This is a genomic window from Sphingomonas sp. Tas61C01 (genome assembly GCF_052567495.1).
In genome coordinates, this window is sequence record NZ_CP199583.1 from 3,413,682 (window position 1) to 3,425,921 (window position 12,240).

Annotated in this window: 10 protein-coding genes; all 10 read left to right on the forward strand. The window is 69.6% G+C overall.

The genetic code is table 11. The features are described from left to right. The first annotated feature begins 12 nt into the window (after positions 1-12). Positions 13-1,428 carry a UDP-N-acetylmuramoyl-L-alanyl-D-glutamate--2,6-diaminopimelate ligase gene (locus ACT009_RS15940; protein WP_445192035.1) on the forward strand — a complete coding sequence of 472 codons (1,416 nt, stop codon included), beginning with the start codon at positions 13-15 and terminating at the stop codon, positions 1,426-1,428. Positions 1,429-1,603: 175 nt separating this feature from the next. Then, on the forward strand, positions 1,604-2,974 hold the full coding sequence (locus ACT009_RS15945) for a UDP-N-acetylmuramoyl-tripeptide--D-alanyl-D-alanine ligase (protein ID WP_445192036.1): 1,371 nt from the start codon (positions 1,604-1,606) through the stop codon (positions 2,972-2,974). Next, positions 2,975-4,045, forward strand: coding sequence for a phospho-N-acetylmuramoyl-pentapeptide-transferase (gene mraY / locus ACT009_RS15950; RefSeq protein ID WP_445192037.1), 1,071 nt, complete (start codon positions 2,975-2,977; stop codon positions 4,043-4,045). Next, positions 4,042-5,436 (forward strand): UDP-N-acetylmuramoyl-L-alanine--D-glutamate ligase, encoded by a 1,395-nt coding sequence (gene murD / locus ACT009_RS15955; protein WP_445192038.1) that lies wholly within the window; start codon positions 4,042-4,044, stop codon positions 5,434-5,436. Before mraY ends, murD begins: the two co-directional genes overlap by 4 nt. Then, entirely contained in the window at positions 5,433-6,647 is a 1,215-nt protein-coding gene (locus tag ACT009_RS15960) for an FtsW/RodA/SpoVE family cell cycle protein (RefSeq protein WP_445192039.1), read from the forward strand. The genes murD and ACT009_RS15960 overlap by 4 nt, the downstream gene beginning before the upstream one ends. Before the next feature lies 1 nt (position 6,648). Beyond that, positions 6,649-7,803 (forward strand): undecaprenyldiphospho-muramoylpentapeptide beta-N-acetylglucosaminyltransferase, encoded by a 1,155-nt coding sequence (gene murG, locus ACT009_RS15965; RefSeq protein WP_445192040.1) that lies wholly within the window; start codon positions 6,649-6,651, stop codon positions 7,801-7,803. A gap of 157 nt (positions 7,804-7,960) precedes the next feature. Continuing rightward, positions 7,961-9,376 (forward strand): UDP-N-acetylmuramate--L-alanine ligase, encoded by a 1,416-nt coding sequence (gene murC / locus ACT009_RS15970; RefSeq protein ID WP_445192041.1) that lies wholly within the window; start codon positions 7,961-7,963, stop codon positions 9,374-9,376. 77 nt (positions 9,377-9,453) lie between these two features. After that, positions 9,454-10,323, forward strand: coding sequence for a UDP-N-acetylmuramate dehydrogenase (murB, locus tag ACT009_RS15975; protein WP_445192042.1), 870 nt, complete (start codon positions 9,454-9,456; stop codon positions 10,321-10,323). Next, complete coding sequence (locus tag ACT009_RS15980; protein WP_445192043.1) at positions 10,320-11,267, forward strand: D-alanine--D-alanine ligase; 948 nt, start codon at positions 10,320-10,322, stop codon at positions 11,265-11,267. Before murB ends, ACT009_RS15980 begins: the two co-directional genes overlap by 4 nt. Further along, positions 11,264-12,196, forward strand: a complete 933-nt coding sequence (locus tag ACT009_RS15985; protein WP_445192044.1) for a cell division protein FtsQ/DivIB — start codon at positions 11,264-11,266, stop codon at positions 12,194-12,196. Before ACT009_RS15980 ends, ACT009_RS15985 begins: the two co-directional genes overlap by 4 nt. Positions 12,197-12,240: the final 44 nt, after the last annotated feature.

Consider the following 12,240-nt stretch of genomic DNA (forward strand, 5'->3'; position numbering starts at 1 on the left):
GAGGATCGGGCGATGAAGCTGGGTGCGCTGACCGGCGGCAGCGAAGATGCGGTGATCACCGGCTTCGCGATCGATCACCGCAAGGTCGCGCCGGGCACGATCTTCGGCGCATTCGAGGGCGCGCGGGTCAACGGCGAGGATTACATCGCGGATGCGATCCGGTCGGGCGCGATCGCGATCGTCGCGCGGCCGGGGCTGGCGATCGAGGGTGCGGCCTATATCGCCGACGCCAACCCGCGCGAGCGGTTCGCGCGACTTGCCTCCGCCTATTTTGCGCCCTTCCCCGGCACCGTCGTTGCGGTTACCGGGACCAACGGCAAGACGTCTTGCGTCGAAATGACGCGGCAGATCTGGCGAATGGCGGGGCATCACGCGGCGTCGATCGGGACGCTGGGCGTCACCACCGCCGACGATCGCGTCAGCACCGGGCTGACGACACCCGACGTCGTCACCTTCCTCTCCAACGTCGCCGGGCTGGCGCGCGAGGGGGTGACCCATGTCGCGTTCGAAGCATCGAGCCACGGATTGTCGCAATACCGCACCGAGGGGCTGAGCGTGTCCGCGGCGGCGTTCACCAACCTCAGCCGCGACCATCTCGACTATCATGGCGACATGGCGGCCTACCTGACCGCCAAGCTGCGGCTGTTCTCCGAGGTGCTCGGCGCGGACGGCACCGCGGTGGTGTGGGCCGACGATCGCGAGGCGGCGCGGGTGATCGACCTGGCGCGGGCGCGCGGCAACAAGCTTATCACGATCGGCGAGCGCGGCGAGACGCTGCGGCTGGTGCGCCGCGACCCGACGCTGCTGGGGCAGGGTCTGACGATCGAGGCGGGGGGCAAGAACCACCAGGTGCAGCTGTCGCTGATCGGGGCTTATCAGGCGGCCAACGCGCTGGTCGCGGCGGGGCTGGTGATCGCGACCGGGGGCGAGCTGACCACGACGTTGCAGGCGCTGTCGCGGTTGCAGCCGGTGCGCGGGCGGCTGGAACGCGCGGTGATCACGCGCACCGGGGCGCCGGTCTATGTCGATTACGCGCACACGCCGGATGCGCTGGAGGCGGCGATCGCAGCGCTGAAGCCGCACGCGTCTGGGCGGCTGATCGTGGTGTTCGGTGCCGGCGGCGACCGCGATCGCGGCAAGCGCGAGGCGATGGGTCAGGTCGCGGTGACGCAGGCGGACCGGGTGATCGTCACCGACGACAACCCGCGCAGCGAGGATCCCGCGGCGATCCGCGCCGACATCCTGAAGGGTGCCAAGGCGGCGATGGAGATCGGCGACCGGCGCGAGGCGATCGCCGCCGCGGTGCGCGGGGCGGGGACGCAGGACATCGTGCTGATCGCGGGCAAGGGCCACGAACAGGGGCAGATCGTGGGCGACCTGGTGCTGCCGTTCGACGACGTCGCGGTCGCGCGGGAGTGCGTGGCGTGAGTGCCTGCCTAATCCTCCCCGGCACGGGGAGGGGAACCGCCCGGCATCGCCGGGTGGTGGAGGGGGCTTTCCGCTTGCGTTCACGTTGTTCTGGTCACGGCCGTTCCGTTAGGGGCTCCCCCCCTCCACCGCGCTCTGCGAGCGCGGTCCCCCTCCCCGTGCCGGGGAGGAATTGGTGAGTCTCTGGACCTCTGCGGAGATCGCGGATGCTACCGGTGGCCGCGCGTCGGGTGATTTCGCCGTCGAGGGCGTGGCGTTCCAAAGCCGCGAGGTCGGGCCGGGCGATCTGTTCGTCGCGTTGACCGGGGAGAGGACCGACGGGCATCGGTTTGTTGAGCAGTCGTTCGCGCAAGGGGCGGTGGGGGCGATCGTATCGCAGCGCATCGCGGAGCCGCATGTGCTGGTCGCGGACACCGCCGCGGCGCTCGATGCGCTCGGGGTCGCAAGCCGGGCGCGGTCGGGGGCGACTATCGTCGGGGTCACCGGGTCGGTGGGCAAGACCAGTGCCAAGGAGGCGCTATTCGCGGCGCTCGATCGCGGGCGGCCGGGAGCGGTCCACCGGTCCGTCAAGAGCTACAACAACCATGTCGGCGTGCCGCTGAGCCTGGCGCGGATGCCGCGGGATGCGCGCTTTGCGGTGTTCGAGATGGGGATGAACCACGCCGGCGAGCTGGCGGCGCTGACCCGGATGGTCCGGCCGCACATCGCGGTGGTGACCGCGATCGCGCCGGTGCACATGGAATTCTTTGCCGACGAGACTGCCATCGCAGACGCCAAGGCGGAGATCTTCCAGGGGCTGGAGCCCGGCGGCACCGCAATCGTGCCTGCCGACAGTGTACATCGCGACCGGCTGACCGCGGCGGCGCTGGCGAACGCGGCGCAGGTGGTGACGTTCGGGACCGGTAAGGATGCCGATGTCCGTGCCGTCGAGGTGATGCGGGTGCAGACCGGCGGCAGCTACGTCACCGCACGAGTGCGCGAGCGCGAGCTGTCGTTCACGCTGGGACAGCCCGGTGCGCACTGGGTGTCGAACGCGTTGGCGGTGCTGGCGGCGGTGGATGCGGCGGGTGCCGATCTCGGGCTGGCGGGGCTCGCGCTGGCGGAGCTCGGCGGGCTCGCGGGGCGCGGCGCGCGGTTCATCGCGAAGGTCGCGGGCGGCGAGGCGCTGGTGATCGACGAGAGTTACAATGCCAGCCCGCTGGCGATGCGCGCGACGTTGAGCGTGCTCGCGGAGGAGAAAGGCCGGCACGTCGCGGTGCTGGGCGACATGCTCGAACTCGGCACCGCGTCCGCCGACTATCACGCCGCACTGGCCGAGCCGATCATGGCGGCACGCGTCGATTCGGTGCTGCTGGTCGGTGAAGCGATGGGCGTGCTGGCCGAAAGGCTTGAGGGACGGATCGATGTCGTCCATGTGCCCGATGCCGCGGCGGCGCTCGACCGGATTGATACGGTGCTGGCGCCGGGCGACGCGGTGCTCGTCAAGGGTTCTAACGGAATTGGCCTGTCGCGCCTGATCGCACGGCTCGGGGGCAGAAAGACGTAGATGCTGTACTGGATCGCCGAGCATCTGGGCTTCCAGGGATTGCTCAACCTCATCCGCTACCAGTCGTTCCGCACCGGCGCGGCGGTCGCGACCGCGCTGATGATCGGGCTGATCATCGGCCCTCGCTTTATCGGCTGGCTGCGGCTGCGCCAGGGCAAGGGCCAGCCGATCCGGGCCGACGGACCGCAGACCCACCTAGCCAAGCGCGGGACGCCGACGATGGGCGGGCTGATGATCCTGACCAGCATGAGCCTGGCGATCCTGATCTGGATGGACCTGTCCAATCCCTATGTCTGGGCGTGTCTGTTCGTGACGCTGGGGTTCGGCGCGATCGGGTTCCTCGACGATTACGACAAGGTGCGCAAAGCGAGCAGCGCGGGGGTTTCGGGGCGGGTCCGGCTGCTGCTGGAATTCGCGATCGCGGGGATCGCGGCGACGATCATCATGTCGCAGAACGGGCCGCATCTGTATTTTCCGTTCACCCAGCGGCTGTATCTGGATCTGGGCTGGTTCTATCCGGTGTTCGCCGCCTTCACGATCGTGGCGTTCGGCAATGCAGTGAACCTGACCGACGGGCTGGACGGGCTGGCGACGATGCCGGTGATCATCGCCAGCGTCGCGTTCATGGTCATCGTCTATCTCGCGGGGAACGTGAAGTTCGCCGATTATCTGGGCATCCCGCACGTGCCGCGCGCGGGCGAACTGGCGATCTTCTGCGGCGCGGTGGTGGGGGCGGGGCTCGCCTTCCTGTGGTTCAACGCGCCCCCAGCGGCGGTGTTCATGGGTGACACCGGCAGCCTCGCGCTCGGCGGCGCGCTGGGGACGATCGCGGTGGTCGCGCATCACGAGATCGTGCTGGGGATCATCGGCGGTCTGTTCGTGGTCGAGGCGCTGTCGGTGATCATCCAGGTGTTCTTCTACAAGCGCACCGGCAAACGGGTGTTCCGGATGGCGCCGATCCACCACCATTTCGAACAGCTCGGCTGGAGCGAACCGACCGTAGTGATCCGGTTCTGGATCATCGCGCTGGTGCTGGCGCTGGCCGGCCTGTCGACGTTGAAGCTGCGGTGATCACGGCGCGCGACTGGGCGGGCAAGCGGTACGCGGTGCTCGGGCTGGCGCGGTCGGGTGCGGCGACGGTGCGGGCGCTGCTTGCGGCGGGTGCCGGGGTGGTGGCCTGGGATAGCGATGAGGCGAGGCGTGCTGCGATCCTCTCCGGAGCGGGGAGGGGGGCCAGCGAAGCTGGTGGAGGGGGTTCTCCTCCGGGCGACGCGCTCGTGGACGGCCCCCTCCACCATCCTGCGGATGGTCCCCCTCCCCGTGCCGGGGAGGATTTGCTGGTGGCTGAGTTCGGCGACCTTGGCGGGTATGACGCGCTGGTCGTGTCACCTGGGGTGCCGTTGAATACGCATGTGCTGGCGGAAGAGGCCTGGGTGGCCGGCGTTCCGATCGTCGGCGACATCGAGCTGTTTGCGCAGGCGCGGGTCGGCCTGCCGGCGCACAAGGTGGTCGGAATCACCGGCACCAACGGCAAGTCGACGACGACCGCGCTGGTCCATCACCTGCTGGAGACCGCGGGCGTGCCGACGTTGATGGGAGGGAATATCGGGTTACCGATCCTCGCGCAGGCGCCGCTGCCCAACGGCGGCGTCTATGTGCTGGAGCTGTCGAGCTACCAGATCGACCTGACCGAGACGCTCGACTGCGACGTTGCGGTGCTGCTGAACGTGACGCCCGATCACCTAGACCGCTATGACGGGTTCGACGCCTATGCCGCGTCCAAGGCGCGGCTGTTCGCGATGCAGTCACCGACCCGGGAGGCGGTGATCGCGATCGGTGACGCGCCGAGCGCCGCGATCGCGCGCAGCCTGTCGGCGCGGGGCGAGCATCTGACCAAGATCGCGCCGGGGGTGTGCCTCGATCAGTCGCGCTGGCCGGCGTTGCAGGGCCCGCACAATGCGCAGAACGCGCTGGCGGCGATCGCGGTGGCGAAGGCGCTGGGGCTGGACGAGGCGGCGATCGATCGTGGGCTGGCGAGCTTCGCGGGGCTGCCGCACCGGATGGAGCGGGTCGCGACGATCGGCGGGGTCGCTTACGTCAACGACAGCAAGGCGACCAATCCGGACAGCACCGCGCCCGCGCTCGCCGCCTACCCACAGATCCACTGGATCCTCGGCGGCAAGGCCAAGGGCGACGATCTCGACGCGTGCGCGCCGCATTTCGGCAACGTCGTGCGCGCCTATACGATCGGCGAGGCCGGGGCGCGGTTCGCGGCGGTGCTGGGTGGCAAGGTGCCGGTCGAAGAGGCGGGGACGCTCGACGTCGCGATCGCACGGGCCGCGCGGAACGCAGTCGCCGGCGATGTCGTGCTGCTGTCGCCGGCTTGTGCTAGCTTCGATCAATATCGCGACTATGAGGAGCGCGGGGCCGCATTTCGCGCGGCGGTGGAGGCGCTTAGATGACCGACGTCCGCAATGCCGGACTGATCGCCAAGGTGAAGCGGCGCGGCGGGCGCGGCGACCGGTCGGCGCTCGGCACCTGGTTCTGGGACATCGACCGGATGCTCCTGCTGCTGACGCTGTTCCTGATCGCGATCGGGCTGATCGCGGTCGCCGCGGCGTCGCCGGCCAGTGCGGTCCGCTATTCGGGCGAGCACCACAAGATCGCCCCGCTTTACTATTTCTGGCGCCAGCTGATGTGGGTCGGAGTGTCGTTGCCGGTGCTGTTCGGGGTGTCGATGCTGCCGGTCGCGACTGCGCGACGCTTCGCGCTGATCGGCGCGGCGCTGTTCGCGGTGATGCTGGCGGCGACGCCGTTCGTGGGAGTCGAGGTCAACGGCGCGCGGCGCTGGCTGGGGGTCAGCTTCGCGCAGTTCCAGCCGTCCGAGTTCCTGAAGCCGCTGTTCATCGTCGCGGTGGCCTGGGTGCTGTCGCTCAAATCGAAGGAGCAGGAGCTGCCGACGGTGCTGATCACGGGCGGCATGACCGCGATGGTCGGCGGCATGCTGATGCTGCAGCCCGATTTCGGCCAGACGATCATCTTCTGCACGGTATGGATGGCGCTGCTGATGATCGCGGGTACGCCGACGCGGGTGCTGGTCGGGCTGGTCGCGATGGTGCCCGCAGGGCTGGTCGCGGCGTACATGTTCTACGGGGTCGCGCGGCGGCGGATCGACGCATTCCTGTTTCCGGGTGTGGACGGCGAAGGCGCGGGCGATCACTTCCAGACCAACGCCGCGCATTCGACGCTGACCGCGGGCGGCTGGACCGGGACGGGCCCCGGGGGCGGCACCGCGAAGTTCGGACTGCCCGAGGCGCATACCGACTATATCTTCTCGGTCATCGGCGAGGAGTTCGGGCTGATCGCGTGTTCGATCATCGCGCTGGTGTTCCTGGCGATCGTCGTGCGGGTGTTCGTCAAGCTGCTCGACGAGCAGGACGAGTTCAAGCTGCTCGCCGCGTCGGGGCTGGCGGTGCAGTTCGGCGCGCAGGCGCTGGTGTCGATGGCGGTCAACACCGGGCTCGCGCCGTCCAAGGGCATGACGCTGCCCTTCATCAGCTATGGCGGATCGTCGATGATCGCGCTGTCGATCGGCATGGGGCTGCTGCTGGCGTTCACGCGGCGCAACCCGTTCCTGACGCGATCCCCCTATGTCGTGAAGTGGGGGTCGTGAAATGGGGCGGGTGATGGGCAAGCATTACGTCCTGGCGGCGGGCGGCACCGGGGGGCACATGGTGCCCGCAGCGGCACTGGCCGAGGAACTGATGCGGCGCGGGCACCGCGTGGCGCTGGTCAGCGATGCGCGCGGGGTGCGGTTTCCGGGGCTGTTCGACGGGGTGCAGACCCATGTGCTGCCCGCGGGCCGGTTCCAGGTGAAGCGGCCGCAGGGCTGGTTCGGCGCGGTGCGTCAAATGGCGCGCGGCCGGGCGATGGCGCGCGAGTTGTACCGCAACTTCAAGCCCGCCGCGGTGATCGGCTTCGGCGGCTACCCAGCGCTGCCCGCGCTGCTGGCGGCGTTCGCGGAGCGGATCCCGACCGCGGTGCACGAACAGAATGCGGTCCTTGGGCGGGTCAACCGGCTGGTGTCGCGCCGGGTGGACGCGATCGCGACATCCTATGCGCAGACCGAGCGGCTTGCGGCGAAGCTCGCGGACCGGACGCATCTGGTCGGCAATCCGGTGCGGGAGGCGGTGTTGCGGCTCCGCGCCAGGCCGTTTCCGCTGCTGGAAGAGGACGGCATCTTCCGGGTGCTGGTCACCGGGGGCAGCCAGGGCGCGAGCGTGTTGTCGCAGGTGGTGCCCGACGGCCTCGCGATGCTGCCGGTGTCGTTCCGGCGGCGATTGCAGGTGACGCACCAGGCGCGGGTCGAGGATATCGACACCTGCCGCGCCAGTTACGCGCGGCATCAGATCGCGGCCGATCTCGCCACCTATCTGCCCGACCTGCCCGAACAGCTCGGCTGGGCGCATCTGGTGATCGCGCGGGCGGGCGCGTCGACGATCGCAGAGCTGACCGCCGCGGGCCGGCCGGCGATCCTGGTGCCGCTACCCAGTGCGACCGACGATCACCAGACCGCCAACGCGCGCGAGATCACCAAGGCGGGCGGCGCGCGGACGATCGCGCAGGGCGACTTCACCGCGATCGAGCTCGCCAAGCAGATGCAGAAGCTGGGGCTCGACCCTGCGGCGCTGGAGAATGCGGCGGGGCGCGCGAAGAGCGTCGGGCGTCCGGATGCGGTCGGCGACCTCGCCGATCTGGTCGAGAGCCTCGACGCGCCGCTCGCGCGGTTGCCGGTGGGTATCCCGCAGAAGAAGGCGGCGTTCGCATGATGAGGATCCACTCACTCCTTCCCGGCACGGGGAGGGGGACCGTTCGCGCAGCGAATGGTGGAGGGGGCTCGCCGCAGAAGGTAGCGTTCGTGGAGAACCCCCTCCACCCCGACCTGCGGTCGCGGTCCCCCTCCCCGTGCCGGGGAGGAGTGAACTCATGAAGGGGGTGGCGACCGATATCGGCACGATCCACTTCGTCGGGATCGGCGGGATCGGCATGTCGGGCATCGCCGAGGTGATGAAGAACCTCGGCTACAGCGTGCAGGGATCCGACGTCGCCGAGGGCTATGTCGTGCAGGGGCTGCGCGCGAAGGGGATCGCGGTCGCGATCGGACACCGCGCCGACAATCTGGGCGATGCCGCGGTGGTGGTGACGTCGACGGCGATCACGCGCTCCAATCCCGAGGTCGAGGCGGCGCTGGAACGGCGCATCCCGGTGGTGCGGCGGGCGGAGATGCTGGCCGAACTGATGCGGCTGAAGTCGACCGTCGCGGTGGCCGGAACGCACGGCAAGACCACGACGACGTCGATGGTCGCGGCGCTGCTCGACGCCGGCGGAGTCGATCCGACCGTGATCAATGGCGGGATCATCAACAGCTACGGGTCCAACGCGCGGCTCGGCGCGTCGGACTGGATGGTGGTCGAGGCCGACGAGAGCGACGGCAGCTTCCTGCGGCTCGACGGCACGATCGCGGTCGTCACCAACATCGATCCCGAGCATCTCGACCATTACGGATCGTTCGAGGCGGTGAAGGACGCGTTCGTCGCGTTCATCGAAAACGTACCCTTCTACGGCGCGGCACTGCTGTGCCTCGATCATCCCGAGGTGCAGAACATCCTGTCGCGGGTGCGCGACCGCCGCGTGGTGACCTATGGCTTTTCCGCGCAGGCGGACGTGCGCGGGGTCAACCTGGTGCCGTTCCCGGGCGGCAACCGGTTCGAGGCGATCATCCGCGGTCGCGACGGCAGCACGCGGTCGATCGAGGGGATCGAGCTGCCGATGCCGGGTCGCCACAATGTCGAGAATGCGCTCGCCGCGATCGGGGTGGCGCTGGAGCTGGGGATCGACGACGCCACGATCCAGCAGGGCTTCGCGAAGTTCGGCGGGGTCAAGCGGCGATTCACCAAGGTCGGCGAGGTCGCGGTGGACGGCGGCGTCGCGACGATCATCGACGATTACGGGCACCATCCGGTGGAGATCCGCGCGGTGCTGGCGGCGGCGCGCGAAGGCGTGCGCGGGCGGGTGATCGCGGTGGTGCAGCCGCACCGCTTCACTCGGCTCGGCAATCTGATGGAAGAGTTCCAGACCGCGTTCAACGACGCCGACCGGGTGCTGGTGACGCCGGTCTATGCGGCGGGCGAGATGCCGATCGAGGGGGTCGACGCGGGTGCGCTCGTCGACGGGCTGAAACGGCGCGGGCATCGCTCGGTCGCGGTGGTGGCGGATGCCGACGCGCTGGCGGACGAACTCGCGACGACGGTCGAGGCGGGCGACATGGTGGTGTGCCTGGGCGCGGGTGACATCACCAAATGGGCGGCCGGCCTGGCGGACGCGATCGAGGCGCGGCGGTGAGTGATCTGTTGCCTTGTGTTCCCGCCAAAGCGGGGACCCAGAACTGGGCTCCCGCCTTCGCGGGAGCACAACAGAGGGTGCGCGGCACGACTGAGCCAGGCGGATCGCTCGCCGACTTCATCTGGTTCCGCACGGGTGGCCCGGCGGAATTATTGCTGCGTCCGGCCGATATCGAGGACCTTGCTGCCTTTCTCCGCGACCTCGACCCGGTGGTGCCGGTGTTGCCGATCGGGGTCGGATCGAACCTGATCGTGCGCGACGGCGGGGTGCCGGGGGTGGTGGTGCGGCTGCCCAAGGCGATGGCGAAGGTGTCGGTCGAGGACGGCTGCGTGCGTGCGGGCGGCGGGGCGATGGGGATCAGCGTCGCGTCGGCGGCGCGCGATGCGGGGGTTGCGGGGCTCGAATTCCTGCGCGGCATCCCGGGGACGGTCGGCGGTGCTGTGCGGATGAATGCGGGCGCCTATGGTCGCGACACCAGCGACATCCTGGTCGAGGTCACGCTGGTGCTGCGCGACGGGACGGTCGAGACCTGGCCCGCGGCGCGGCTGGGCTATACCTATCGCCATTCGGATCTGCCCGCGGGTGCGGTGGTGGTCGAGGCGGTGTTCGCGGGGACGCCGGGCGAGTCCGCGGTCATCGGCGCCGAGATGGATCGGATCGCCGCCGAGCGCGAGGCCTCGCAGCCGCTGCGATCGCGGACCGGGGGATCGACCTTCAAGAACCCGCCGGGGCACAAGGCATGGTCGCTGATCGACGCGGCGGGATGCCGCGGGCTGCGGCGTGGCGATGCGCAGGTCAGCGAGAAGCACTGTAATTTCCTGCTCAACCTGGGGTCGGCGAGCAGCGCGGAGATCGAGGCGTTGGGCGAAGAGGTGCGGGACAAGGTGAAGGCGCAGTCGGGCGTGACGCTGGAATGGGAAATCCAGCGGGTGGGGGTGATGGCGTGACCTCGCTCCATATCGCCGTATTGATGGGTGGCTGGTCGGCGGAGCGGGAGGTGTCGCTGATGTCGGGGGCGGGAGTGGCCGACGCGCTGGAATCGCTCGGGCACCGGGTGACGCGGATCGACATGGATCGCGACGTCGCCGCGCGGCTGGCGGAGGCGCGGCCGGATCTGGTGTTCAACGCGCTGCACGGCACCCCGGGCGAGGACGGCAGCGTGCAGGGGCTGCTCGACCTGATGGGGCTGCGCTATACGCATTCGGGCCTCGCGACCTCGGTGATCGCGATCGACAAGGTGCTGACCAAGCAGGTGTTAGTGCCGCACGGGATCCCGATGCCGGGCGGGCGGATCGTCAAGTCGGCGGACATCCATCAGGCCGATCCGCTGCAGCGGCCCTATGTATTGAAGCCGGTCAACGAAGGGTCGTCGGTCGGGGTCGCGATCGTCACCGAGGGCGGCAATTACGGCAACCCGATCGGCCGCGACGTGATCGGGCCCTGGCAGGAGTTCGACGAGCTGCTGGCCGAGCCCTATATCCGCGGACGCGAACTGACGACGGCGGTGCTGGGTACGCGGGCGCTGGGCGTCACCGAGCTGAAGCCGAAGAGCGGCTGGTACGACTATGACGCCAAATACACCGACGGCATGACCGAGCATGTCTTTCCCGCGCAGATCCCCGACGAGATCGCCGAAGCGTGCAAGTCGCTGGCGCTGGAGGCGCACCGCCTGCTGGGGTGCAAGGGCGCGTCGCGGTCAGACTTCCGCTGGGACGACGAGCGCGGGGTCGACGGGCTGTTCCTGCTGGAGGTCAACACCCAGCCGGGCATGACGCCGCTGAGCCTGGTGCCCGAACAGGCGCGGCATGTCGGGATGAGCTATCCCGCGCTGGTCCAGGCGATCGTCGACGAGGCGATCGGCGCGGCCGTGGACGGGGACCCGGCGCCGTGACCAAGACGATCAAGCGCGGCGGCGCGCCGCCCAAGCGGCCGACCCAGCGCCGCAAGCAGGCGGTGAAGAAGGTCTCGCGGCTCGACCGGATGATCGGCGCGCTGCCGGTCAGCGAGGCGATGCTGCGGCGGATAGCCACCTGGACGATCACCGGCGCGGGCGGCGTCGTGGCGCTGGTCGTCGCGAGCTGGATCGGGGTGCCCGGGATGATCGGCAACGCAATCGCCGAGGGGGCGGGGCGCGCAGGTTTCCGGGTCGAGCAGATCGAGGTTACGGGGCTGAAGCGGATGGACCGGATGTCGGTCTATGCGGTGGCACTCGACCAGCAATCGCGGGCGATGCCGCTGGTCGATCTCGATGCGGTGCGCGAGAAGCTGCTGCGCTATGGCTGGATCGCGGACGCGCACGTATCGCGTCGGCTGCCGGATACGCTGCTGGTCGACATCGTCGAGCGGACGCCGGCGGCGGTGTGGCAGGACAGCGGCCGGCTGACGCTGATCGATGCGTCGGGGGTGCTGCTGGAGCCGGTCGACCCGGCGGCGATCCCCGATCTGCCGCTGGTGATCGGGCCGGGCGCGGACCGGCAGGAGGCGGCGTACCAGACGCTGCTGGCGGCGGCCCCGGCGTTGAAGCCGCGGGTGAAGGCGGCGACGTGGATCGGCAACCGGCGCTGGGACCTGACCTTCGAGAGCGGGGAGACGCTGGCGCTGCCCGAGGACGGCGCGCCCGCGGCGCTGCTGAAGTTCGCCGAGATGGACGGCGCCCGGCCGCTGCTGGGGCGCGGCTGGATCCGGTTCGACATGCGCGATCCGAGCAAGCTGGTCGCGCGCAAGCCCGGCGCGAGCATGGCGCATGCGGTTCCCGACGAGGAAACATCGACGGCACCGTCGATGACCGCGGAATCGGGTCAAGCAGGTGGCGAAGGGTGAGCGATTCGTACTAAGGGACGAATGGTGACGGGGCGGACGTCAAG

Coding starts and splice junctions, on each gene's coding strand:
- ACT009_RS15960 (WP_445192039.1), top strand. CDS start 5,433: ATGACCGACGTCCGCAATGCCGGACTGATCGCCAAGGTGAAGCGGCGC.
- murC (WP_445192041.1), top strand. CDS start 7,961: ATGAAGGGGGTGGCGACCGATATCGGCACGATCCACTTCGTCGGGATC.
- ACT009_RS15940 (WP_445192035.1), top strand. CDS start 13: ATGAAGCTGGGTGCGCTGACCGGCGGCAGCGAAGATGCGGTGATCACC.
- murG (WP_445192040.1), top strand. CDS start 6,649: ATGGGGCGGGTGATGGGCAAGCATTACGTCCTGGCGGCGGGCGGCACC.
- mraY (WP_445192037.1), top strand. CDS start 2,975: ATGCTGTACTGGATCGCCGAGCATCTGGGCTTCCAGGGATTGCTCAAC.